Below are 23,093 nucleotides of genomic sequence, written 5' to 3' on the forward strand. Positions count from 1 at the left end.
GACTCGGGGTATGGCAGGTTCTGGGGAGTTCGAGCCGGAGTCGGAGCGGGTTACGCGGCAGCTCCGGGACGACATTCTCGACGGTGTGCGCAAGCCCGGCAGCAAGCTCGTCGAGCGTGAGCTGGCGGCGCAGATAGGGGTGAGCCGCGTACCCGTGCGCGATGCCCTGCGTGTGCTTGTCGCCGAGGGTCTGGTCACGCCGCGACCGCGGACGTGGGCGGTCGTCAGGGAGTTCACACCTACGGACATCGCGGATCTGAACGAGGTCCGCGAGGCCCTTGAGGTGATGACCTTCCGTCTCGCGGCTCAACGACGCGACCGTGCCGGGCTCGGGCAACTGAGGGCGAAACTGGACGAGGAGCTGACCGCCGCCCGGGCAGGCGACGCCGTGCGCGCCCGGCGCGCGGCGGCCGACTTCCACGAGACGGTGACGTCGATGGCGGCCAACGAGTTGCTGAGCGAGCTCGAGGTCACACTGCGCAGCCGGATGCGGTGGCTCCTCGGCCAGCACGACGACCTGCTGGCGATGGCGTTGGAACACGAGGCCCTCTACGGCGCCATCGAGGACCGCAATGTCGCACTCGTCGAGGAACTCGTCGTCGAGCATCTGGCGAGCAGCCGGCGCGCGATCGCCAACGGCCCCCACTGACCACAGCCCCGGCGGGACCCGCGGCCTCGGATCAGCCCCGTACCAACGCCAGTTGGTCGGCGACGACCACTCCGTCGTGCAGGACCGTGCGGTCCGTGCCGCGGTCCATCACCGCGCTGGAGGGTGTCTCGCCGTCGACAAGCAGCAGGTCGGCGCGGTCACCGACCGCCAGGCCGGGCCGGTCGGCGACCCCGGCCGGCCGGGCCACGTCGTGGCTCATGATCGACGCCCCGCCGATCGTCGCGATCGCCAGGGACATCTCGATCAGCTCGTCACGGCGGAAGTTGTTGGTGAAGGCGAGCTGCCAGGTGCGGTCGAGCATGTCGCAGTTGCCGTACGGGCTCCAGTAGTCGCGCTGGCCGTCCTCGCCAAGGCCCACGCGCACGCCTGCCTCCGTCAGATCGACCAGTGACAGCTGCCCACGGGCCGACGGCGCCACCGTGGCCATCGCGATGTCCAGCTCGGCGAAGTCGTCGACGATGCGGCGGCTCACCGACTCGGAGACCGAGCCCAGTTCATAGGCGTGGGACATCGTGACCTTGCCCTGCATGCCGAGGGCCCGGGTACGCTCAAGGATCAGATCGGTGGAGAACACGCCCAGCTCCCCGGGCTCGTGCAGGTGGATGTCGACCTCGACCTGATACTTCTCCGCGAGCCCGAACACGACGTCCAGGTGGCCCTTGGGGTCCCGGTCCAGGGTGCAGGGATCGATGCCGCCCATCACGTCGGCGCCCGCCTTCAGCGAGGCCTCCAGGTATGCGGCGGTGCCCTTCTCGCGGAGGATGCCCGCCTGCGGGAACGTCATGATCTGGACCTCGGCCTGACCGGCGAACTTCTCCTTCGCGGCCACCACCGCCTCGAACTTCTCGAGCTTGCAGTCCACGTCGACCTGGGCGTACGACCGCACGCGGGTGGTGCCGCGCGCGATCATCCGCTCCAGGGTGCCGGCCACCCGCTCCACGAGCGGGACCTCCGCGGAGCGCCAGTTCTCGCGGTCGTTCATGGTCATCGTCCACACTCCCGGACCGCCTGTGTGCGGCCGGAACGGCAGGCCGATCCGGGTCGAGTCCAGGTGCACGTGCACGTCGCTGAACGACGGCAGCAGCAGCCGGCCGCGGCCCTCCACCACCTCACCGTCCGGCTGCGCGGCCGGGTCGTGCGGGCGGATCGCCACGATGCGGTCGCCTGACAGGACGACGTCGCTGCGCTCGCCACCCCACGGACGGACGTCACGGATCAACACTGCTGTCACCTTTCTGCTGTGCCTTGTGGTGTGCTGTTGGCGGTGTGGTGTGCTGTTGGCGGTACTGCTGTTCGTGCAGCCAGGGGCCGGGCTACCGGGATGTCGTCGTGGCCGGTGTCTCGGCGGTGACGTCGGTGTGGTGGCAGGCGATGTTTCCGCCCGGCACGCTCTCCGTGCACAACTGGCGGCGTTCCGGGTCCAGTTGCGTATGCACGGGGCACCGGGACCGGAACACACAGCCCCGCGGCGGGTCGGCCGGGCTGGGCAGATCGCCCTTCAGCCGGATCCGCCCGCTCCGGTCCGCCGCCGGGTCGGGCTGCGGTACGGCGGACAGCAGCGCCCGCGTATACGGGTGTTCCGGAGCGCCGAAAACCCTTGAGGTGTCTCCGTGTTCCATGATCTTGCCGAGGTACATCACCGCGATGCGGTCGGCGAAGTGCTGGACCACGGACAGGTCGTGGGCGATGAAGAGGTAGGCCACCCCGGTGTCCCGCTGGATGTCCTCGAGGAGGTTGATGACCTGTGCCTGGACCGAGACGTCCAGCGCGGACACCGGTTCGTCGCAGATGATGAGCTGCGGGTCCAGGGCGAGCGCCCGGGCGATGCCCACGCGCTGCTTCTGGCCGCCCGAGAACTCGTGCGGGAAGCGGTTGTAGTGGTCGGGGCGCAGCCCCACCCGGTCCATCAGGTCCCGCACCTTGGCCTTGACGCCGCCGGGCGGCGTGATCCGCTGGGCGAGGAGCGGTGCGGCGATCGCGCTGCCCACGGACTGGCGGGGGTTGAGCGAGGACGAGGGGTTCTGGAACACCATCTGCACCCGGCGCCGGTATTCCTGCAGTTCCGACCGGCGTAGCTCGGCGATCTCCCGGCCGTCGAGCCGGATGCTCCCGGACGTCGGCTCGAGGAGTCGCATGAGCAGGCGGCCGGTGGTCGACTTGCCGCAGCCGGACTCCCCCACCAGGCCGAGGGTCTGTCCTGCGTCGACGGAGAAGCTGACGCCGTCCACGGCCTTGATCGCGCCGCCGCCGGGCCTGAAGGTGCGGGAGCGGATCGGGAAGTGCTTGGTCAGGTCGGTGACCTCCAGCAGCGGCGTCATCGGGCCACCTCTCCGGTCGGTTGCAGCGTCTCGAGGTGGCATCGCGAGGGGTGCCCGTCGATGCCGGTCAGTGTCGGGCGGCGTGTACCGCAGGCGTCGTCGGGCACCAGGTGCGTCTTCGGGCAGCGGTCGGCGAAGAGGCAGCCGTCGGGCAGCGCCAGCAGTGAGGGCGGGAAGCCCGGGATGGGGCTGAGCCGCTCGGACCGCTGCGCCAGCGACGGCATCGAGGCCAGCAGTCCCTGGGTGTAGGGGTGTCGCGGGTCCTTGAAGAGGTTGGCGACGGTCGCCTGCTCCACGCACTCGCCGCCGTACATCACCACGACCTGGTGACACACCTCGGCGACGACGCCGAGGTCGTGGGTCACCAGGATCACGGAGGTCCCGGTCTCGTCCTGCAGTTCGTTGAGCAGGTCGAGGATCTGGGCCTGCACGGTGACGTCGAGGGCCGTGGTGGGTTCGTCGGCGATCAGCAGCTCGGGTTCGCAGACGAGCGCCATGGCGATCATCGCGCGCTGGCGCATGCCGCCGGAGAACTCGTGCGGGTAGGCGGCGTAGCGGCGCTTGGGGTCGGGGATTCCGACGCGGCCGAGCATGTCGACGGCGACCTGTGCCGCGGCCTTCTTGGAGACGTCGTTGTGCACCCGGTAGGCCTCGGCGATCTGGGCGCCGACGGAGTAGAAGGGGTGCATGGCCGACAGCGGGTCCTGGAAGATCATCGCGATCTTCTTGCCGCGGTAGGCGCGCATCTGCGTCTCGGTGAGGGTGTTGAGGTCCTGTCCGTCGAGGAGGATCTGTCCGGTGACGGCGGCCGTGGTGTCTTTGAGCAGGCCCATCAGCGCCTGGCTCGTGACGGTCTTGCCGGAGCCGGATTCGCCGACGATTCCGACGGTTTCCCCGCGCGCCAGGGTCAGGTCCATCCCGTTGACGGCGTGCACGACGCCGTCGTCGGTCGGGAAGGACACCCGTAGATCGCGGATGGCCAGCATGGGCGCGGCTTCGGGCGTGGTCATCAGGCGACCCTCACTCGCGGGTCGATCACCGCGTAGGCGATGTCGACCAGGACGTTGGCGACAATGATGAAGAACGCGGCCATCATGGTGATGGCCATGGTGACCGGCAGGTCACCGGACTGTGCGGCGTGCACCGCGGTGAATCCGACGCCCGGCACCGAGAAGATCTGCTCGGTGAGTACGGCGCCGCCCAGCAGGCCGCCGATGTCGAGGCCGAGCATGGTGACGACCGGAGTGATGCCGGCCCGCGCGCCGTGCTTGAACACGATGTTCCGCCGGGACAGTCCCTTCGCGCGGGCGGTGCGCATGAAGTCCTCGCCGAAGGTCTCCAGCATGTTGCTGCGGGTGACCCGGATGTACTGCGCACTGAACAGCACGGCCAGCGCCACCCACGGCAGCAGGTAGTTCAGGAGCCAGCCGCCGGGACCTGCCGCGTCGAACGGCGTGGCGATCTCGTTGGTGGTGAACGGCAGCAGGTCCAGCGTGCTGACGAACAGAAGCAGCAGCAACAGTCCGGTCACCGGAATGGGCAGCGATACGCCGACGGAGGCGCCGCCGACGATCAGCTTGTCGGCGAACCGGCCCTTGCGGAGCGCCGCGAGCAGGCCGAGGCCGACACCGGCGATGGTCCACAGCACGATCGCACCGCTGGCCACCGACAGTGTGTACGGCAGGGCCCGGCCGATGATCGTGGTGACGTCCTCGTTGGTCTGGAACGACTTGCCGAGGCACGGCCAGTTGCACAGAGTCTCGGCGCCGGGTGCGCCGACGGTGTGGCTGCCGACCAGCCCCGACATGTACGTGAAGTACTGGGTGAGGAACGGCTTGTCCATCCCGAGCGCGACGCGGGCCTCGGCGATGCGCTGCGGTGTGCACTCCTGACCGCAGGCCGCCGCGGCCGGGTCCGCCGGACCGAGCTGGAACAGACTGAACGTCACGAAGCTGATGACGAACAAGAGCACGATCATCGCGACGAAGCGCCGCATCAGGAAACTGGTCATGGGTGCGACCTGCCGGCTCGGGATGAACTCACCGTTCGATTACCTCTCTTGTGCAGCGTGCGTCAGTGCTCGGCGCCGACGATCGACAGGTCAATGGCGCCGAAGAAGTAGCCCATCTGGGCGCCCCGGACCTTGGAGCCGACCACGCTGCTGGTGTAGCTGCGCACCAGCGGGACGAGCGGGTAGGCCTGCATGGTCCGGTCGAAGAGGGTGGCCCACTTCTTGCCCAGTTCCTCGCTGGTCCCGTTGGTGCCGCGGAGCTTGTACATGTCGCGGGCGATCTTCGGATCGTGGAAGCGCGGGATGTTGGAGAATCCGTAGGACTTGCCGTCCAGGCTCGGCCCCACGTTCGGGTCCACGGTGGTGCGCACCGAACCGCTGTCGGCGCCGCCGCACCAGCCGCTGCGGGCGATGTCCGGCATCTGGTCACCGGCCAGCACGGTGTAGTAGTTGGCGGCCGGGATCGGGCGCAGTTGCAGGTCGATGCCGAGCTTCTTGAAGTTCTGCTGGAGCACCGTGCCGACGTTCTTGTAGCGGGCGTTGGTGTCCGCGTAGCCGTAGACCAGCTTCTTCGGGACCTTCTTGCCCTTCAGGAGCTTCTCGGCCTCGTCCGGCTTCGGCTTGCCCGCGGGGTCCAGGTCGGTGTGCTGCGCGACGTAACCGCGCTGGGCCGGGTTGATGTACGACTGGGCCACCTTGCCGAAGCGTGCGCCGCCGTACTGGACCTGGATGGCGGCGCGGTCGATGGAGAGTGCCATCGCCTTGCGGACGTCGGGGTCCTTGATGGTCTCGGTGTTGAAGTTCAGCACGTCGGTGCAGCCCAGCAGTCCGGCCGCGGTGCGCTTCTTGACCTTCGGGTCGTTGAGCTTGGCCGCGTCGGACGCCTGCAGTCCGCCGTTGCTGTCCAGCGTGATCGCCATCGGGTCCGAGTCGGCGAGCAGCTGCTGGCTGATGGTGGCCTGGGCCGTGGACAGCGAGAAGGTGAACGTGTCGGGCAGAGCGGGCCTGTTGGGGTCGGTCTCCGGGTTCCACTGGTCGTTGCGGACCAGCTTCATCGAGCGTCCGCGGTCGTACGACTTGATCTTGTACGGGCCCGAGGAGACCGGGTGGTTGGTGTAGTCGAGCTTGGTGTCCTCGGCCTTCGGCACCGGCGCCGTGTTCGACCGTGACACGAGCGCGGGAAACTCGGCGAACGGCTGCTTGAGGTGGAAGACGACGGTGTGGTCGTCGGGGGTGTCGATCGCCTTGAAGTCGCCGCCGGAGTACGGGCCCTTGTAGCCGTCGTCCGCCAGGGCCGAGTTCAGCTCCTGCGGTGCCTGGGTGTAGACGTCGCGGGCGTAGGTGCGCTCGACGCCGTACTTGATGGCCTTGCTGGTGATCGGCGTGCCGTCCTCGAACTTCAGCCCCTTCTTGAGGGTGTAGGTCCAGGTGAGACCGTCGGCGGAGGCCTTGCCCAGGTCGGTGGCCAGGTCCGGCACGATGGTCGGGGGCCGGCCGGCCGTCTCCTTGGCCATGGTCAGGGTGCGGTAGTACAGCTGCCCGACGTTGGCGGTCTGTACGTAGTTGCTGTTGCCGGGGTCCAGGGTCTGGAAGTCCGAGGACATCAGGACGTTGATGTTCCCGCCCTTCGTGGTGTAGCCCTTGCCGACCGTCACGGGCGCGTAGGCGTCCGCCTTGGCGCCGGCCCGGTCACCGGGGGTGGGCTTGGGGCCGCCGCAGGCGGTGAGGGCCAGCCCGGCACTCACCGTCAGGGCGAGCGCCGCCTTGGTGCTTCGATTCACTGCGTCTCCTTGCGGACGGGAAAGGGATGGCGCACACGTCAGGGGCCGATCCGGGGTGGATCGTGGGTGTTTCGAAGAGGGGTGGAACTGGCTCAGCTTCGGGACGACTTGGGGTCGAGGGCGTCCCGGACCGCGTCACCGAGCAGGTTGAAGGCGAGCACGGTGATCACCAGTGCGCCGGCCGGGACGGCCAGGAACCAGGGGTCGGAGAGGTACCAGTTCCCCGACTGGGCCGCGTTGAGCATCTGGCCCCAGGAGGGCGTGGGGTCCTTGACGCCGACGCCGAGGAACGAGAGGGCCGCTTCCGCGGTGATGTTGATGGGGATCATCATCGTCGCGTAGACCAGCACGACCCCCATCACGTTGGGGATGATCTGCCGGAAGATGATGCTCCGGTGGGAGGCGCCGTAGGCCTGCGCGGCCTCGACGAACTCCTGCTGCCGGATCGAGAGCACCTGGCCACGCACGACTCTCGCCAGGTACGCCCAGCCGAAGAAGCCGAGAATGATCACCAGTGAGGCGATCGGCACCAGGCTGCCCGAGTCGAGGGAGGTGCCCCGCAGCCGGGACTGCAGGATGGGGGTCAGCGACAGGACGAGCAGCAGGTGCGGGAAGGCCAGGAACAGGTCCATCACCCGGCTGATCACCATGTCGACCTTGCCGCCGAAGTATCCGGCGGCCGCACCGAGCACGGTGCCGAGGACCACCGACACCAGCGTCGACAGCAGCGCGATGGTGAGGGAGATCCTCGCGCCGTAGGCCATGCGGGCGAAGATGTCGCGCCCGAGCCCTGGTTCGAGACCGAGCCAGTGCTCGCCGGACGGGAAGCGGTAGTACGACAGCGGCAGGCCGGGTGTGTCGAAGTCGTCCAGGAAGTCCGGCCCGGTCCTGGCGGTGAACGGGTCGGAGCCCTCGATGGCCGCCAGCACCGGGGCCAGGACGGCGAACAGCACCATCAGGGCCACCACGATCAGCGCGGCGACGGCGATCCGGCTGCGACGGATCCGAAGCCACGCCGTGCCGAGCAGCGATCGCGCGGTGTCGATCTCGGCGGTCTGCTCACGCTCGGTTGGCGCGGCCTCGGACTCCGGTGAGGGCAGGGTGGCCACTTGCCCGTCGGAGGGCTCCGGCGCGTCGGCGTGGCGCGTCGGACTCGGCGACTCATGCGGATCCGGCACGTCGTTCCTTCGGTGCTCGGGGGTGTGGGTGGCCGGAACGGTATACCAAGAATCGCGGTTTCCACCAGGGTCATGTGACATCCGGCGCATCGGCATTGCACAGACCACAAATCGACCTTACTTCCCTTGTCACTGAGGGGTTATGGTCATGCGGAGCGTTGCGCGGGCCCGATGCCGGGGACCCGTCCTCCGTGGCGCCGCAGCCACCCGAACCCCGGACTTCGATGGCCGAATCGCCTACTTGGTGTACCAAATCTGAGAGGGATGCCGATGACAACCCTGGTGACCGCTTCATGGGTGATCGCCCACGACGGACGCTCACACGTGGAGATCCCGGACGGTGCCGTGCTGATCGACGGCGACACCGTCCTCGACGTGGGTGCGCGCGCCGAACTGGCGCGCCACGAGGCCGACGAACACCTCGACCTCGGTGACGCGGTGATCACCCCCGGCCTCATCGACCTCGACGCCCTCACCGACATCGACCACCTGATCCTGGACTCCTGGGCATCCCCGGATCTGTCCTCGGGCTTCACCTGGTCGACGGACTACTTCGCCGCGCCCCGCAGGGTGTTCGACGCAGCGCAACGGCGTACGGTGCGCGAGTACGCACTGACCCAGCTCGCCCTCCACGGCGTCACCAGCTACATGCCGATCGCCTCCGAGGTGCACAGCGACTGGGCCGAGACGTACGAGGACTTCGTGGCGATGGCCGAGGTGTCCACGAAGCTGGGTCTGCGCGCCTTCCTCGGGCCGTCGTTCCGGTCCGGGGTCAACGTGATCGGCGCGGACGGCCGGCGCACCGTGCAGTTCGACGAGAAGGCGGGCCGGCGCGGCCTGGCCGACGCGCTGCGCTTCCTGGACCACACCACACAGCTCGCCGACCCGCTGGTGACCGGGGTCCTGCTCCCCTGCCGGATCGAGACGCTCACCCCGGACCTCCTCCGCGACGTCGCCCAGGCCGCGTACCAACGCGGCGCGCTGGTACGCCTGCACGCCCTGCAAGGCATGTCCGAGCGCGACTTCATCCAGCGCACCTACGGGCGTACGCCGCTTCAACTCATCGCCGAATCAGGGCTGTTGTCGGACCGGCTGATCGTTCCGCACGGGGTGGTGCTGGACGTACACCCGGACGTGCTCGGTGCCGACACCGGCGATGTCGCGGTGCTCGCCGGCGCAGGTGTGTCGATCGTGCACTGCCCGCTGACCAACGCCCGGTACGCCCACAACCTGCATACGTTCGCCGGTTACCGGGCGCAGGGGGTGAACCTGTGCCTCGGCACCGACTCCTTCCCGCCGGACCTGATCCGGGGGATCGACGTGGGCACCCAGGTCGCCAAGATCCAGGCCGGTGACTTGGGCCAGGGCCATCTCGCCGGCTACTTCGAAGCGCTCTGGACCGGTGGCGCCACAGCGCTGCACCGGCCCGACCTCGGCCGCCTGGCCGCGGGGGCCACCGCCGACCTCGCGGCTTTCGCCCTCGACGACTTCCGCATGGGCGTCACCGAGGATCCGCTGCGCACCCTCGTGCTCAACGGCACTGCCCGCGACGCGGTCCTGACGATGGTCGCGGGCAGGGTGGTGATGCGCGACGGCACGATCCCCGGCGTCGACCTTCCCGCGCTGAGGCGCGCCGGGCAGGAGCTGTTCGACGTGATGCGGGCGGCGTATCCGGAGCGGGACCACCGGCGTCGCCCGGTGGACGAGCTCTTCCCGCCGGTGTTTCCGCGGGGGTAGGGCTCTTGGCCCCTCCCTCTCGATAATCGCCGGCGCGGCGCTCCGCCCCCTGGTGGGGTGTGGGGATGAACGAAGACAAGGAGAGCCGGGCGGCCGTGCTGACGCTGCCCACGCTGGAGCTCCGGCATCACGCCGTCATCGCGGGCGAAGACGGTGAGGAGCAGGTGGCGGCGTCCGTCGGTCCGGACGGACAGGTCATCGCTTTGTGGTCGAAGCCGCGCGACGCAGCCGGACTCTCGGCCACCACGGCCGGCGCCGGCGGCGCGACGTTCCCCGAACCGCGCGCGACGCAAGCCGTCGACGCCCGCGTGTCGGTGCACGCGCCGCACCTCACGGCCTCCGTTGAACCGCCCGGCCTGGAGCTCGCCCACGTCACCGTTCAGCCACTGACCGGGGCGCGGGTGCTTGTCGTCGGCGCCCGAGCCAGGTGGCGGCCGGAAGGCGCTGACCGTAACGCGATCGTCTACGACGCCGACGGCCGCGTGGTCGCCGAAGCCACCCTCGGCGACGGAATCTCGCACGTCTTCACCACGCACACCGGTGACATCTGGGTCGGCTACTTCGACGAAGGGGTCTACGGCAACCCCGGGTGGGGAAACTCGGGCACACCGGCGCCCATGGGCCAGTACGGCCTGATCCGCTTCTCCCCCGGCCTCGAGACGCAGTGGCACTTCCCGTCGCACACATCCGAGCCGTGGGGAGCGATCAGCGACTGCTACGCACTCAACATCGACGGTGACGCCGCCTGGGCCTGCCACTACACGGACTTCCCGATCGTCCGCATCCGCGACGGCGTGGTCACCTCCTGGCACAACAGCGTGGCCGGAGCCACGGCCCTCGCCGTCGAGGACTCACGCGTCGCCCTGTTCGGAGGCTACGGAGCGCACCGCGACCGGCTGTCCGTGGGCACCCTCGACAGTGAAGAGCTCCGTATCACGGCCGAGTACCGGATCGTGCTGCCGAACGGTGATCCCCTGCCGACGTACACACAAGTGATCGGCCGCGGCCCGGACTTGCACGCCCTTTCGGGCAACGACTGGTACCGACTCGGCCTCAGGGACATCCCCCACGTCGCTCCCTGAGAGACTGCTCGCCATGACCACCGCCACACGCAGCACCACTGTCGAGATTCCCACCGAGGACGGCACCGCCGACGCCTACCTCGCTCACCCCGACGAAGACGCCGCCCACCCGGCCGTCCTGCTCTACATGGATGCCTTCGGGCTGCGCCCTCATCTCCGGGCGATGGCCGACCGGCTCGCGGCGGCTGGCTACACCGTGCTCGTCCCCAACGTGTTCTACCGTCACGGCCGGGCGCCGGTCGTGGCGCTGCCCGACTACATCAGCGACGCCGAGCGACCCGCACTGTTCGAGCAGATCGTCCCCCTCATGGGCGACTTGACCGCGGACGCGGTGGCACGCGACTCCGCCGCCTACCTGTCCTGGCTGGCCGACTGCCCCGCGGCGGCCGCCGGGCCCGTCGGCATCACCGGTTACTGCCTGGGCGCCCGCCTGGCCCTGGTCACCGCGGGCAGCCACCCCGAGAGGGTCGCGGCGGCGGCCGGGTTCCACGGCGCGGGGCTGGCCACCGACGACCCCACGAGCCCTCACCTCCTCGCCGGCCGGATCACCGCGGAGCTCTACTTCGGACACGCCGACCAGGACCCGTCCATGCCACCCGAGCAGATCGAACGCCTCGACAAAGCGCTCTCCGCGGCGGGTGTCCGCCACCAATCCGACGTCTATACGGGCGCCCACCACGGCTTCACCATGGCGGACACCAACCGCTTCGACACCGAGGCCGCCGAACGGCACTGGGTCGCGCTGCTCGACCTGCTGGACCGCACCCTCTGATTCCGCGTCGAGCAGCTGGGTCCGCTCGTCTCTCGCGAGACCACCTCACTTGGAAGCGTCGGATGCCTAGGAAGGGCAGGAGGCCTGGGAAGCCCGGGCAGCCGCCGCGCGCAGCGTTCGTGCTGCCACCTCCAGGCCTTCGAGCTGCCCCAGCTCCAGGTCCTCGTGCTCGATGAGTTGACGGCCATGTCCGCGTCGGCATCCCGCAGCGCGCCGAGGAAGTTCCGCCAGAACCCCTCGTCGTGGCCGCGGCCGACCGCCACGAAGTCCCAGCTCGAGCCGGTCGGCCGGCGGATGAGGGTCCAGGGGCCGCCGAGTCCGACCGGGTTGTCGGTGACCCGGTCGAAGCGGTCGTCCAGTACGCCGTTGACCTTGCGGCGGTCGTTGATCCGGGTGTCCTTGGCCGGCCGCGTGGAACACCAGCGGGCCGGGGTCCTCGATCGCCGCGACCGGTCGATGCCCTGCCAGAACAGGTGTCTCGGGTCCAGCTCGGTGCCGATGTGGGTCTCCCCCCTGCGTTCGACGAGACGTCGCCATGTGCCGGGTCGAACACGAGGTTGTGCGGGTGCATCTCGGTGCACACCTTCACGTCGTGCCGGGCCGCCGCCGTGCATGCGTGCGCCGCCTTTCAGGCCGCGACCATCCCGCTCACCTAGCGCTCGCCGCCTGGAACGTGCGCCGGTATGCCAGCGGCGAGACGCCGATCGCGGCGTGCAGATGCTGCCGCAGCGACGCGGCCGTCGCGAAGCCCACTTCGCCGGCGATCCGGTCCACGGGCAGATCGCTGGACTCCAGCAGATGACGCGCTCTCGCAACCCGCTGCTGGGTGAGCCACCGGCCCGGGCTCATCCCGGCCTCGTCCCGGAACCGCCGGGCGAACGTACGCAGGCTCATCTGCGCGTGGTCCGCGAGCTCGGCCAGCGTCAGCGGCAGGTCGAGGTGGTCGAGTGCCCACTCCCTGGTGGCGGCCGTACCGGCGACGGACGCCTCGGGAACGGGCTGCTCGATGTACTGCGCCTGACCCCCTTCACGCCAGGGCGGCACCACACACCTCCGCGCCACCTGGTTGGCCACCTCGGCGCCGAAGTCCTGGCGCACGACGTGGAGGCAGACGTCGACGCCCGCTCCGGCGCCGGCCGAGGTGAGGATGTCGCCGTCCTCGACGAAGAGCACGTCGGGGTCGAGCCTCACCTGCGGGAACAGACGCCGGAAGCGGTCGGCCAGGACCCAGTGCGTGGTGGCCCGCCGGCCGTCGAGCAGCCCGGCCGCCGCGAGGACGAAAGCGCCGGTGCAGATGGACATGATGCGGGTGCCGGGCGAGATGTGCGCGAGCGCGTCGGCCACCGGGCCCGGGAGCGTGGTGCCGTTGGGCGGGTACTCGTCGACCGGCGGGATCACCACGGTGTCCGCCTCGGCCAGCGCTTCGGGACCGTGTTCGACGGTGATCAGGAAATCGGCGTCCGTGCGCACGGGGCCACCGTCGACGCTGCAGGTCCGGATCTCGTACCGGCCGTCCGCGGCGCCGAAGATCCGCCGCGGAATGCCCAGCTCGAACGGGTGGACTCCGTCGAGCGCCAGCACCACAACCCTGTGCACGCCACTGACGCCCCTGGCGTCACCGACACCACTGCAACTGCAACTGCAACTGCCACCGTCACCGCTGCCATCACCCATGGCACGATCCTATCGAATGGTGGCAGTCATGCCATTTTCCCGGGCGGTCGGCCACGGCACGCTGGAGCCGTGAGCACTTCAGAGACCACCGCACCCACCACATCCACCAAGCCCGCAGCACCCACCATGCGGGCCGTCAGCCAGGACACCCTCGGCGGCCCCGAGGTACTGAAGGAGGTCGAGCGCGAGCGCCCGGCACCGGGACCGAGCGAGATCCTGATCAGGGTCCACGCCGCAGGCGTCAACCCGACCGACTGGAAGCACCGGGAGCACGGCATCTTCCTCGGCGAACCGCCGTTCATCCTCGGCTGGGACGTGTCCGGGGTCGTCGAGCAGACGGGACTCGGCGTGACCCTGTTCAAGCCGGGCGACGAGGTGTTCGGCATGCTGCCCTACCCGCACGGTGTGGGCTCGCATGCCGAGTACGTCACCGCACCCGCCCGCGCTTTCGCGCGCAAGCCGTCCGAGGTCGACCACGTGCAGGCGGGCGCCGTTCCGCTCGCCGCGCTGACCGCCTGGCAGGCCCTGGTCGACACCGCTCAGGTGCAGCCGGGGCAGCGCGTCCTGATCCATGCGGCGGCCGGCGGCGTCGGCCATCTCGCCGTGCAGATCGCCAAGGCGCGCGGCGCGTACGTGATCGGCACGGCCAGCGCGGCCAAGCACGACTTCGTACGCGGTCTGGGCGCCGACGAACTGATCGACTACCGCACGACCGACTTCAGCGAGGCGGTCCGCGACGTGGACGTCGTCCTGGACACCATCGGCGGCGACTACCGCACCCGCTCCCTGACCACGCTGCGCCCGGGCGGCCTGCTGGTCTCCATCCTCCCGACCGGCACCACGGAGCTGGCCGAGGAGGCCGAGCGGCTCGGCGTGCGGGGCGTGGAGATGCTCGTGGAGGCCGATCACGCCGGAATGAACGCGATCGCCGACCTGATCGCCACGGGGAAGCTCCGCGCGACGATCGCCGACACCTTCCCGCTCGCCGAGGCCGCCAAGGCACACGAGCTGGGCGAGACCGGCCGGACGACCGGCAAGCTGGTCCTCGTCGTGCGCTGATCACGTCCGCCCGTCGGTCAGCCCATGGTCGGGTCACCCTTGATGAGGGCGAAGGTGGCGCCGAACGGGTCCTTGACCATGGCCATGCGGCCGACACCGGGCACGTCCATGGGCGGGAAGAGCGTCGTGGCACCGCGCTCGGTGGCGGCAGCGTAGGTCGCGTCGCAGTCCTCGACGCCGAAGTACGGGTGCCACTCGGCACCCGATCCGGCGTCGAGGTTCTCCTGCGGGAGCTGCATGAGGCCGCCGTGGCCCGCCTCGGCCACGTCCGCGGAACCGGCCGGGGCGACGACGGTGTACGGGGGGCCATCGTCACCCGATGGCATGTCCTGGTACTGCCAGGAGAACACGTCGCGATAGAAGTCCTTGGCGGCGCCGGCGTCGGTCGTGTAGAGCTCGGTCCAGCACAGGGCGTTGGGCCGCATGACCGTTTCGAGACCCTGGACGTCACCGGGCTGCCAGACGGCGAACTGCGCGCCGGCCGGATCGGTGAAGGCGGCCATCCGCCCGGAGGTGAAGACATCGCCCGGCGGAACGCGGACCGTGCCCCCGGCCGTCTCCACCGCCTTGGCGACACCGTCCGCATCGGGGGTGTGGAAGTAGACGGTCCAGGAAGGCGAGGCACCCTCCTCGGTCAGCGGACCGGCGGCGGCCACGTCCTTGCCGTCGAGCTGGAAGAACCCGTAGCCGCCCCCCTCGGGTCCGGCGGACCGGAAGGTCCAGCCGAACACTCCGCCGTAGAACGCGGCGGCCGCGTCCACATCCGGCACACCGAGATCGAGCCAGTTCGGCGCGCCCGGTACGTACGTCGTCGAAAGCATGATCAGGCCTTTCGTGTACTGACGAATCCCGATGCAACGCAGCATGGCAGCCCGCACTGACAATCGCCGCTCGGGGCACGCGCTGCGCAGGTCGCAGGCGGTGCCTGCGACCTGTGACCTGCGCCGGTGCCGGTTACCCGAACTGGCCCGGCTGGTAGTCGCCGGCGGGCTGCTGAACGAGGACGTTCACGCGGTTGTAGGCGTTGATCAGGGCGATGAGGGACACGAGCGCGGTGAGCTGGTCCTCGTCGTAGTACTTGGCCGCGTTCGCCCAGGCCGCGTCCGAGACACCGCCACTCGCGTCGGCGATACGGGTGCCCTGCTCGGTCAGCTCCAGGGCGGCGCGCTCGGCATCGCTGAACACCTTCGCCTCGCGCCACGCCGCGACCATGTTGAGGCGCGTCTGGTCCTCCCCGGCCGCGGCGGCGTCCTTGGTGTGCATGTCGGTGCAGAAACTGCAGCCGTTGATCTGGCTGGCGCGGATCTTCACCAGCTCCTGTGTGGCAGCCGGCAGCGTCGAGTCGGTCACCACCTTGGAGCCCGAGTTGATGTGCTTCAGGACCTTGGCCCCGACGTGGTTGGCGAAGAGGTTCAGGCGGGCTTCTTCCATGGCGAGCTCCTAGTTCGTGCCGATGGTTACATCCCTCTGACGGAGCGGCTCGGCACGATGTGACGAGTTCATGTGTGACGCGCGCCACACAACCTTCCAGGGTCGGGCGCCGACGGTGAGAGCCCCGCCCTCGGCGTCCCGTCAGGCAGTCTGCACGTCCGGTCCAGGTATCGCATGACGGGAGCGCTGATCACGGGGAGGGAGGGGGAAGAGAAGGCCATACCGGGCTCCGCCGTCCGTCATCGGATGCCGAGCGCCGTCCGGCAGACCGCGCTCGGCCGGATCCCGGTAGCTTGGCCCTATGCCCTCTGCACTTGTTGTTGGTTACGACCCGGAGGCGATTCCCGGTGTCGACGCGGGAGCCCTTCGCAAGAGTCTTGACGAGGAGTTGGACCGGTTCGGCGAGCACGGCATCGATGCGGCCATGGCGCTGGTCGTGTTCGACGATTCCGCCGAGTCCGTCCTCGTTGCGGCGTTGACGGAGCGCCCGTGGGACGTGGTGGTCGTCGGAGGTGGGATCCGCAAGGCGGAGCAACTACTTCCGCTCCTTGAAGAGATCATGAACCTGATCCGCCTCCATGCGCCCCAGGCCGCGATCGCGTTCAACACGAACGGCGGCGACAGTGTCGAGGCGGCACTTCGCCGGATGTGAGTCCGGCCGGCGCGGACGTAGCAGGCGGGGCGTGACGGGAAGCTGCTGGAAGGCGTCCGACCTTGATCCGTCGGACACCCCCTACCCCCTTACCCCCCTAGGAGGCGTTCGGCAGGTTCAGGTCACGGTTGACGGCACGGGCCGCGCGCTCGACGGTCGCGACGCCGTTCTCCATGGTGCGGTTGTCGTGGGAGAGCACGGCCATCCCGTAGTCGTGACCGCCGCCGGTGAACACGCCGACGCTGTGCACGCGCCAGCCGTTGGTCGAACGCGCCAGCCAGCCGTTCTTGACGTGAACGGTCGCCGTCCTCGGCGCCCCGGCGGGCGTTCCCCACCGCTGATCCGGGATGACACGGTTCATGAGCCGCAGGGCGTAGCTCCGGGAGCGCGCGCCGAGAACGCTGTTGTCCGAGGTCAGCAGGCGGAGCAGCTTCACCTGGTCGCCCGCCGTGATCCGGGTGCGACCCCACGTGCCCTTCGGGCCGGGCACGGTGTCCCGCATTCCGGCCAGGTTCAGGAAGTGCTGGATGCCGTCGTGGCCGATCTGGTGCCAGAGGGCGTTCGTGGCGGCGTTGTCCGACTTGGTGATCATGGCGGTGGTGAGGTCGACCTCGCGTGAGGTCAGGTGCCGGTTCTCGTCGGCGACCTGGCGCAGCAGGGCTCCAAGAATCGTCACCTTGACCACGCTCGCCGAGTCGAAGGCCGTGTCGGCCCGGAACGCGCACGACGTGTCCGTGGTCCGGTCGTAGAGCGCGAGCGCCGAGGCCTTGCCGTGCCCGCGGAGCGCGGTGGCTATGTCGTGCTCCAGGCGGTCCGCCAGTCCGGACTGGTGCGAGGTGCACGTCACCGGGGAGCCTCCGACGCTCGTGGCGGCCGCACTCGTCCCCGCGATGCCCGCCTGTGCAGGGGCGGCGGCCATGAAGGCGGTGAGCGCCGAGCCGGCGGCCAGGGCCGCGGCGAGTCCCCGCTTTGCGCGCCGCGGCAGCGGCATGTGCGTTCCCAGCATGGATGTTCCGTCCTGCTCTGTGTCGGCGGTCGCATCGGCACCGGTGCTGACCGTCAGCGGCGAGGCCCACGTCCTGCGACGAGGTCGGGGCTGCGGCCGATGCCCCACACCAGGGCTCCGCGTCGGCCGGCGCGGACAGTCCGTCCGCCACACTCGGTGAGCAGCGCTTCACCACGCGCCCACCGAGCGGCCGGCCGTCGGGTGAACGACCGGGATCCCGAATGACGGCGACGCTACAGGTACGGAGGAGGCGGCCGGGCGAAAGATGAGTTGCTATGTCCGCTATGCGAGTTTTAACGGCGTGTGATGTTGTTCATGGATGAATTGACCACCGGGGCGGCGATCGACAAAGGAGGAGTGCAAGGGAGACGAAGAGAGCGCGCCCTGTGGGTGGTCGAACAGGCCGTACCCGCATAGGCGGTTGAACAGGCCACCCACGCACCGCCCGCACGAAGACGACACACACCACCCGCCCGAATACGCTTGTCCGCCCTTCCCGGCCCGCAATACCGTGCAGCGGTGGATCTCTTCTCACGCTCTTGGACGGCGTTGCGCACAGCCGTCGCCGAACTCCCGGACGAGGACTTCGAGCGGCCTTCCGGCTGTACGGGCTGGCTCGTGCGGGACCTCGTGTGCCACCTGGTCATCGGCGCCCAGGACGTCCTGATCACCCTGGTCACGCCGGCGGAATCCGAACCGACCGTCGACGCCGTCACGTACTGGGGCATCGTCGAACCCCCGACCGGCGAGGATCCGCTCGACGCGCTGATCCCCCGGCTGGCCGCCGCTTACGGCGAGCCGCGGTGGCTCAAGTTCCACCTCGACGACGTCGGTTCCGCCGCGGGCCGCGCCGCCCAGCTCGCCGATCCGGCCGCCCGCGTCCGCACCCGCGACGAGGTGCTGACCGTCGGCGACTTCCTCTCCGCGTACGTCCTCGAATGGACCTTGCATCACCTCGACCTGATCGCGCACCTGCCGTCGGCCGCCCAGCCTCCCGCTGAGCCGCCCACCGAGACCCTCGCGGCGGTTCGCGCGACGCTGGAGAAGATCGCCGGGGTCCCGTTCCCCGCCTCGTTCTCCGACAAGGACGCACTCCTGGTCGGCACCGGACGTCGCACACCGACCGACAAGGAGAAGGCCGCGCTGGGCGACTTCGCCACGAGGCTCCCGCTCGTCATCGGCTGAGCGAGCGGGCTCTGTCTACGGGACAGGGCACGAGCGACATGACGTCGCGGCAGCGCGACGTCCGAATCCCGCCAGCGTCGGCTCACGCGGGCAGCGAGTATCGGTGAGGCCGAAGGTGCCGGCCTGCGGCCGCACCCCCAGGGGCAGGACCTCGGGCCCACCCCGGTCCGCCCCGACCCGTTCCGCCGCGCGCGAGAGACCCTGACTTGAACCAGCCGCACCAGCACACCCCCGCCCCTGGCACCCTCTTCAGCGACCACGCACCGGCCGCCGGCGCGCCACCCCGCATCCCGTACGACCCAACCGTCCCGACCCTCAGCGAACTCAACTGGGATGACCTATATGACCAGTTGAACGACGAGGGCGTCGCCGTCACCCCGCCTCTCCTGTCCCGCACACAGTGCCAGGAAATCATCGGCACGTTCGGGGAACCCGCGCTGTTCCGGTCCACCGTGGTCATGCAGCGCCACCAGTTCGGCCGCGGCACGTACAAGTACTACGCCGACCCCGCCGCCGTACCGCTCGTCCAGACCCTTCGCGAGCGGCTCTACCCGCCGATGGCGTGGATGGCCAACCAGTGGGCGCCGCAGCTCGGCGAGCGCACCTTCCCCGGCACGCTGGACGAGCTGATCGACGAGTGCGCGGACAACGGGCAGAAGCGGCCGACCCCGCTGATCCTCCAGTACGGCCAGGGCGACTACGCCTGCCTTCACCAGGACATCTACGGCGACATCGTCTTCCCGCTGCAGATCGCCGTCATGCTCAACCAGCCCGGCGAGGACTTCACCGGCGGCGAGAACGTGTTCGTCGAGCAGCGCCCCCGCTTCCAGTCCCGCGCCCTGGTGGTCAAACCGCAGCTCGGCCAGGGAATGATCTTCCCGGTCCGGCACCGCCCGGTCCGCGGCAAGCACGGCTTCCGCCGGCACCCGATGCGGCACGGCACGAACGCCGTCGAGTCGGGACACCGCAGCACCCTCGGTCTCATCTTCCACAACGCCCGCTGACGGCCCACGCTCAGCCGCCCGGCCCCACGCCGCCACCCCTCACGACAAGGCACCGACCCGCGTCAGGGCAATGTCCGAATCCCGCCAGACATAGCGGCGCATAAGGGGCAGAGTTGGCAGTAAGACATCACCGTACGAGGAGATCTGGAAGGAACAGACCCATGACCGTCTACACGACGCTCGGCAGCCCGCTGGGTGAACTGCTGCTCGTGGGCGAGGAGTCGGCCACCGCGAAGGGCGGCACCGCACTAGCCGCGCTGACCGTACCGGGCCAGAAGAACGGCGTCGTCGTCCGGGACGACTGGGCCGAGGACGCGGACGCGTTCGCCGAGATCACCGCGCAGCTGCGCTCGTACTTCGACGGCAGGCTCACACACTTCGACATCGAGTACACCGGCAGCGGCTCGGAGTTCCAGCGGCGGGTGTGGAAGGCGCTGGAAGCCATCCCCTACGGCAGCACCCTGACCTACGGCGACGTCGCCGCGCGCATCGGCGCCTCGAAGGCCGCCGTCCGCGCCGTGGGTACGGCGATCGGCGCGAACCCGCTGCTCGTCGTGCGCCCCTGCCACCGCGTGATCGGCGCGAACGGCGCCCTCACGGGTTACGCGGGTGGCCTCGAGCGCAAGCGGCAGCTTCTGGACCTGGAGGGCCTGCGTCGGACCGAATGAACGCAGAGTGCATGAACGCCGCCCCTAAGGCTCCCCCGGCTCCGAGGACACGCACGTCGACGGAGCCGGGGTGACACCTACGACCCGAGGATGCTCACCATGCTCGACACCACCCGCCTGACGGGCCCGGTCGCGGACCGCGTCGCTCACGAGGAGTGGGGCGCCCTGGCCGACGAGCTCAACACCTACGGAAACGCCCCGACGGGCCGGCTCCTCACACCCGGAGAGTGCCGTCGGATCGCGGACCTCTACGACGACGCCGAACGCTTCCGCACCACCGTCGACATGGCCCGCCATCGTTTCGGCTCCGGGCAGTACCGCTACTTCACCCATGAACTGCCGGACGTCGTCCGTGCGTTGCGGGAGGCGTTCTATCCGCGGCTGCTGCCCATCGCCCGGGACTGGGCCGAGAAGCTCGGCAAACCCGCGCCCTGGCCCGACTCGCTCGACGAGTGGATCGAGATGTGCCACACGGCCGGGCAGGACCGATCGGCCCAGATTCTGCTGCGGTACGGGCCCGGGGACTGGAACGCGCTGCACCGCGACGTGTTCGGCGTCATGCTCTTCCCCCTCCAGGTCGTCATCGGCCTCGACGCGCCGGGAACCGACTTCACCGGTGGTGAGTTCCTGATGACCGAGCAGCGCGCCCGCGCACAGTCGAGGGGATCGTCCACCACCCTGCTCCAGGGCCACGGGCTGATCTTCACCACCCGCGACCGGCCCGTCGCCTCGAAGCGCGGCTGGTCCAACGCCCCCATGCGGCACGGCGTGAGCACCGTGCGCAGCGGGCGACGGCGCACCCTCGGACTCGTCTTCCACGACGCGGCATGAACCCCGACCACCCGCCCGCCCCGTACGAGCCTCGGCGCACATACGCGCTGCTCGGCCGGGACGGCACGCCCTACCTGAGCACGACCCCGGGAACGCTCGGCGGGCACCGCCGCGGGCGCCTGTACGGGCGTCTGGACTGCCCGTCCGCGCTGCGGGCCATCTCCCGGGGCCACTACGTGAAGCACCGGGTGTTCTTCCCGGACGAGGCCACCGCCGTCGCGGCCGGATTCCGGCCGTGCGCGGTCTGCCTGCCCGAGGAGTACGCCCGCTGGAGAGCCGACCGAGAGAGCACGCACCACACCATGAACAACCTCTCCGACCAGGAACCGTCCCGCTCCCCCCTGATCAGCCCCGCGGACCTGGCCGCGCACGGCGACCTGCCCCTCCCCTCGCCGCACACGGAGGCTGAACTCGCCGCACTCATACGCCTGTTGACACTCCCCAGGTCCCGGATCGAGACCGTCACCGTGGGACACAGCCGTGACGAGGCGTCCGGCCAGGCCGCCGGCGCGTTCGCCACCGCCTGGGCCGCGCGGGGCGGCAGGGTGCTCACGACGGTCAACTGGCCCGAGAGCGCGGCCTCCTGGCTGCGACCGGCCACGCGGCTCACGGCCGGACTCCCCGACGCATGGGTGGTGGCCGCGGCACCGCTCGGCTTCGCCCAACTGGCCCGCCGCCTGCGCCACTCCACCGACTGGGACCCGTCCCGGACCTACGCGTTCGCCTCCCTCAACGACTCCCGCCTCCCGGCACTCACCGGCCCGGACACCCTGCACGGCCTGCGCGGAGCGACCTCCGACGGGGGCACATGGGCGATACGCCGCGGCTGGGTGACCACGTACGACCCCGCCGACTCGGCCTCATGACCGGGACCTCACGACCAGGCCGGCAACCGGCTCCCACCCGATGCGCCGATCCCCCGCCGTCACAGCCGGTGCCGCGCACATCCCTGTCGGCCGTGCAGCGCGTCGTGGCAGAATCCGCGCATGTCAGTTCGATATCCGCGCCCCCTGCGCCCCGGTGACCGTGTCGGTGTCACCTCTCCGTCGAGTGGTGTCCCGAAGGCGTTGAGTGCGCGCCTCCAGGTCGCGATCCGTGAGGTGGAGGACCGCGGGTACGAGGTTGTGGTCGGGCAGTGCATGGGCGCTTCCCGGCACATCAGTGCATCGGCCGCCGAGCGCGCGGCCGAGTTGATGTCGATGCTGACCGATCCCACCATCAGGGCGGTCGTTCCGCCGTGGGGCGGGGAGACCGCGATCGATCTGATCCCGCTGCTCGACTGGGACCGGCTGCGCGAGGCCGAGCCGACCTGGTTCGTCGGGTTCTCCGACATCTCGACCCTGATCACACCGCTGACCCTGCTCACCGGCACCGCGACCGTCCATGGCAACAACCTCATGGACACGCCCTATCACGCACCCGAAGGGCTGCTGTCGTGGCTCGACATCGTCGCCGCTCCCCCGGGCCACCGCTTCACGCAGACTCCGCCCGGCAGCCACCGTTCCAGCGGCTTCGACGACTACGCCGCGTTCCCGGACGTTCGCGAGTTCACGCTCGACGTCCCGGGCACCTGGAGCCGGATCGACGGCAGCGGCGACGTGGAGGCCGAGGGGCGGCTGATCGGCGGATGCATCGAGACGCTGTGCACTCTGGCGGGAACGCCGTACCTCGACGCCTCGGCCTTCGCCCGTGACGAGTCCCCCGACGGACTCCTCGTCTACGTCGAGGCGTGCGAGGACAACGCCTTCACCATCTGCCGGAACCTGCACGGCATGAAGCTCGCGGGCCTCTTCGACCACGCGAACGCGATCCTCGTCGGCCGCACCAACGCGCCGGACGCCCGCACCCTGACCCAGCACGAGGCCGTGCTCGACGCGCTCGGCTCCCTGAACGTGCCGATCGTCGCCGACCTCGAATGCGGCCACGTCCCGCCCTACATGCCCATCGTCAACGGTGCGCTCGGCCGCATCGTCCACACGCCGGCCCGCAGCGAGCTCACGCAGACACTGGCCTGACGATATCGGCGGGAGGGCT

The 23,093-nt window shown here is 69.8% G+C and carries 22 protein-coding genes; 12 read left to right on the top strand and 10 right to left on the bottom strand.

The genetic code is table 11. From position 1 onward, the window contains the following. Positions 1–10: 10 nt before the first annotated feature. Positions 11–649 carry a GntR family transcriptional regulator gene (locus ACWIGU_RS14540; RefSeq protein WP_454400751.1) on the top strand — a complete coding sequence of 213 codons (639 nt, stop codon included), beginning with the start codon at positions 11–13 and terminating at the stop codon, positions 647–649. 31 nt (positions 650–680) lie between these two features. Here ACWIGU_RS14540 and ACWIGU_RS14545 read toward each other — a convergent pair whose 3' ends face one another. From ACWIGU_RS14545 to ACWIGU_RS14570, 6 genes are all read right to left on the bottom strand, one after another. Next, positions 681–1,892, bottom strand: a complete 1,212-nt coding sequence (locus tag ACWIGU_RS14545; protein ID WP_454400753.1) for an amidohydrolase — start codon at positions 1,890–1,892, stop codon at positions 681–683. A gap of 91 nt (positions 1,893–1,983) precedes the next feature. Continuing rightward, positions 1,984–2,988 (bottom strand): ABC transporter ATP-binding protein, encoded by a 1,005-nt coding sequence (locus ACWIGU_RS14550; protein WP_454400755.1) that lies wholly within the window; start codon positions 2,986–2,988, stop codon positions 1,984–1,986. Further along, complete coding sequence (locus ACWIGU_RS14555; protein WP_454400757.1) at positions 2,985–3,998, bottom strand: ABC transporter ATP-binding protein; 1,014 nt, start codon at positions 3,996–3,998, stop codon at positions 2,985–2,987. Before ACWIGU_RS14555 ends, ACWIGU_RS14550 begins: the two co-directional genes overlap by 4 nt. Further along, the gene (locus ACWIGU_RS14560; protein WP_356273452.1) at positions 3,998–4,999 is read right to left on the bottom strand and encodes an ABC transporter permease; all 1,002 of its coding nucleotides are present in this window, start codon (positions 4,997–4,999) and stop codon (positions 3,998–4,000) included. The genes ACWIGU_RS14555 and ACWIGU_RS14560 overlap by 1 nt, the downstream gene beginning before the upstream one ends. Positions 5,000–5,061: 62 nt before the next feature. Then, positions 5,062–6,780: an ABC transporter substrate-binding protein gene (locus ACWIGU_RS14565; protein WP_454400759.1), complete on the bottom strand. Its 1,719-nt coding sequence runs from the start codon at positions 6,778–6,780 to the stop codon at positions 5,062–5,064. A gap of 92 nt (positions 6,781–6,872) precedes the next feature. Continuing rightward, positions 6,873–7,880: an ABC transporter permease gene (locus tag ACWIGU_RS14570; protein WP_454401585.1), complete on the bottom strand. Its 1,008-nt coding sequence runs from the start codon at positions 7,878–7,880 to the stop codon at positions 6,873–6,875. Positions 7,881–8,228: 348 nt separating this feature from the next. On the opposite strand from ACWIGU_RS14570, the gene ACWIGU_RS14575 reads away from it, so the two are divergent. The 3 genes from ACWIGU_RS14575 (at position 8,229) to ACWIGU_RS14585 (ending at position 11,549) form a co-directional block, all read left to right on the top strand. Further along, the gene (locus ACWIGU_RS14575) at positions 8,229–9,695 is read left to right on the top strand and encodes a chlorohydrolase family protein (RefSeq protein WP_454400761.1); all 1,467 of its coding nucleotides are present in this window, start codon (positions 8,229–8,231) and stop codon (positions 9,693–9,695) included. 65 nt (positions 9,696–9,760) lie between these two features. After that, positions 9,761–10,777 carry a hypothetical protein gene (locus tag ACWIGU_RS14580; RefSeq protein WP_454400763.1) on the top strand — a complete coding sequence of 339 codons (1,017 nt, stop codon included), beginning with the start codon at positions 9,761–9,763 and terminating at the stop codon, positions 10,775–10,777. Between the two features lie 13 nt (positions 10,778–10,790). Beyond that, on the top strand, positions 10,791–11,549 hold the full coding sequence (locus tag ACWIGU_RS14585; RefSeq protein WP_454400765.1) for a dienelactone hydrolase family protein: 759 nt from the start codon (positions 10,791–10,793) through the stop codon (positions 11,547–11,549). Between the two features lie 648 nt (positions 11,550–12,197). On the opposite strand, the gene ACWIGU_RS14590 is transcribed toward ACWIGU_RS14585, so the two are convergent. Then, entirely contained in the window at positions 12,198–13,145 is a 948-nt protein-coding gene (locus ACWIGU_RS14590; protein WP_454400767.1) for a GlxA family transcriptional regulator, read from the bottom strand. 204 nt (positions 13,146–13,349) lie between these two features. On the opposite strand from ACWIGU_RS14590, the gene ACWIGU_RS14595 reads away from it, so the two are divergent. Further along, positions 13,350–14,282 (top strand): NADP-dependent oxidoreductase, encoded by a 933-nt coding sequence (locus tag ACWIGU_RS14595; RefSeq protein ID WP_454401587.1) that lies wholly within the window; start codon positions 13,350–13,352, stop codon positions 14,280–14,282. A gap of 17 nt (positions 14,283–14,299) precedes the next feature. Here ACWIGU_RS14595 and ACWIGU_RS14600 read toward each other — a convergent pair whose 3' ends face one another. Beyond that, the gene (locus ACWIGU_RS14600) at positions 14,300–15,103 is read right to left on the bottom strand and encodes a VOC family protein (protein WP_454400769.1); all 804 of its coding nucleotides are present in this window, start codon (positions 15,101–15,103) and stop codon (positions 14,300–14,302) included. Positions 15,104–15,236: 133 nt separating this feature from the next. Next, a complete protein-coding gene (locus tag ACWIGU_RS14605; protein WP_454400770.1) occupies positions 15,237–15,713 on the bottom strand; it encodes a carboxymuconolactone decarboxylase family protein in 477 nt (158 codons plus the stop codon). 301 nt (positions 15,714–16,014) lie between these two features. Between ACWIGU_RS14605 and ACWIGU_RS14610 the strand changes: the two genes are divergently transcribed. Further along, the gene (locus tag ACWIGU_RS14610; protein ID WP_454400772.1) at positions 16,015–16,365 is read left to right on the top strand and encodes a hypothetical protein; all 351 of its coding nucleotides are present in this window, start codon (positions 16,015–16,017) and stop codon (positions 16,363–16,365) included. Positions 16,366–16,462: 97 nt separating this feature from the next. On the opposite strand, the gene ACWIGU_RS14615 is transcribed toward ACWIGU_RS14610, so the two are convergent. Beyond that, positions 16,463–17,371, bottom strand: a complete 909-nt coding sequence (locus ACWIGU_RS14615; protein ID WP_454400774.1) for a serine hydrolase — start codon at positions 17,369–17,371, stop codon at positions 16,463–16,465. Positions 17,372–17,890: 519 nt separating this feature from the next. Between ACWIGU_RS14615 and ACWIGU_RS14620 the strand changes: the two genes are divergently transcribed. The 6 genes from ACWIGU_RS14620 to ACWIGU_RS14645 all read left to right on the top strand — a co-directional run bounded on the left by ACWIGU_RS14620 (position 17,891) and on the right by ACWIGU_RS14645 (position 23,074). Then, positions 17,891–18,556 carry a maleylpyruvate isomerase N-terminal domain-containing protein gene (locus ACWIGU_RS14620; protein ID WP_454400776.1) on the top strand — a complete coding sequence of 222 codons (666 nt, stop codon included), beginning with the start codon at positions 17,891–17,893 and terminating at the stop codon, positions 18,554–18,556. A 206-nt stretch (positions 18,557–18,762) separates the two neighbouring features. After that, the gene (locus ACWIGU_RS14625; RefSeq protein WP_454400778.1) at positions 18,763–19,560 is read left to right on the top strand and encodes a 2OG-Fe(II) oxygenase; all 798 of its coding nucleotides are present in this window, start codon (positions 18,763–18,765) and stop codon (positions 19,558–19,560) included. Between the two features lie 161 nt (positions 19,561–19,721). Next, positions 19,722–20,228, top strand: coding sequence for a methylated-DNA--[protein]-cysteine S-methyltransferase (locus tag ACWIGU_RS14630; RefSeq protein ID WP_454400780.1), 507 nt, complete (start codon positions 19,722–19,724; stop codon positions 20,226–20,228). A 99-nt stretch (positions 20,229–20,327) separates the two neighbouring features. Next, entirely contained in the window at positions 20,328–21,059 is a 732-nt protein-coding gene (locus ACWIGU_RS14635; RefSeq protein ID WP_454400782.1) for a 2OG-Fe(II) oxygenase, read from the top strand. Then, the gene (locus ACWIGU_RS14640; RefSeq protein WP_454400784.1) at positions 21,056–21,925 is read left to right on the top strand and encodes an Ada metal-binding domain-containing protein; all 870 of its coding nucleotides are present in this window, start codon (positions 21,056–21,058) and stop codon (positions 21,923–21,925) included. The genes ACWIGU_RS14635 and ACWIGU_RS14640 overlap by 4 nt, the downstream gene beginning before the upstream one ends. A 120-nt stretch (positions 21,926–22,045) precedes the next feature. Beyond that, positions 22,046–23,074 carry a S66 family peptidase gene (locus tag ACWIGU_RS14645; RefSeq protein ID WP_454400786.1) on the top strand — a complete coding sequence of 343 codons (1,029 nt, stop codon included), beginning with the start codon at positions 22,046–22,048 and terminating at the stop codon, positions 23,072–23,074. Positions 23,075–23,093: the final 19 nt, after the last annotated feature.

It is taken from the genome of Streptomyces sp. NPDC055400 (assembly GCF_053644375.1).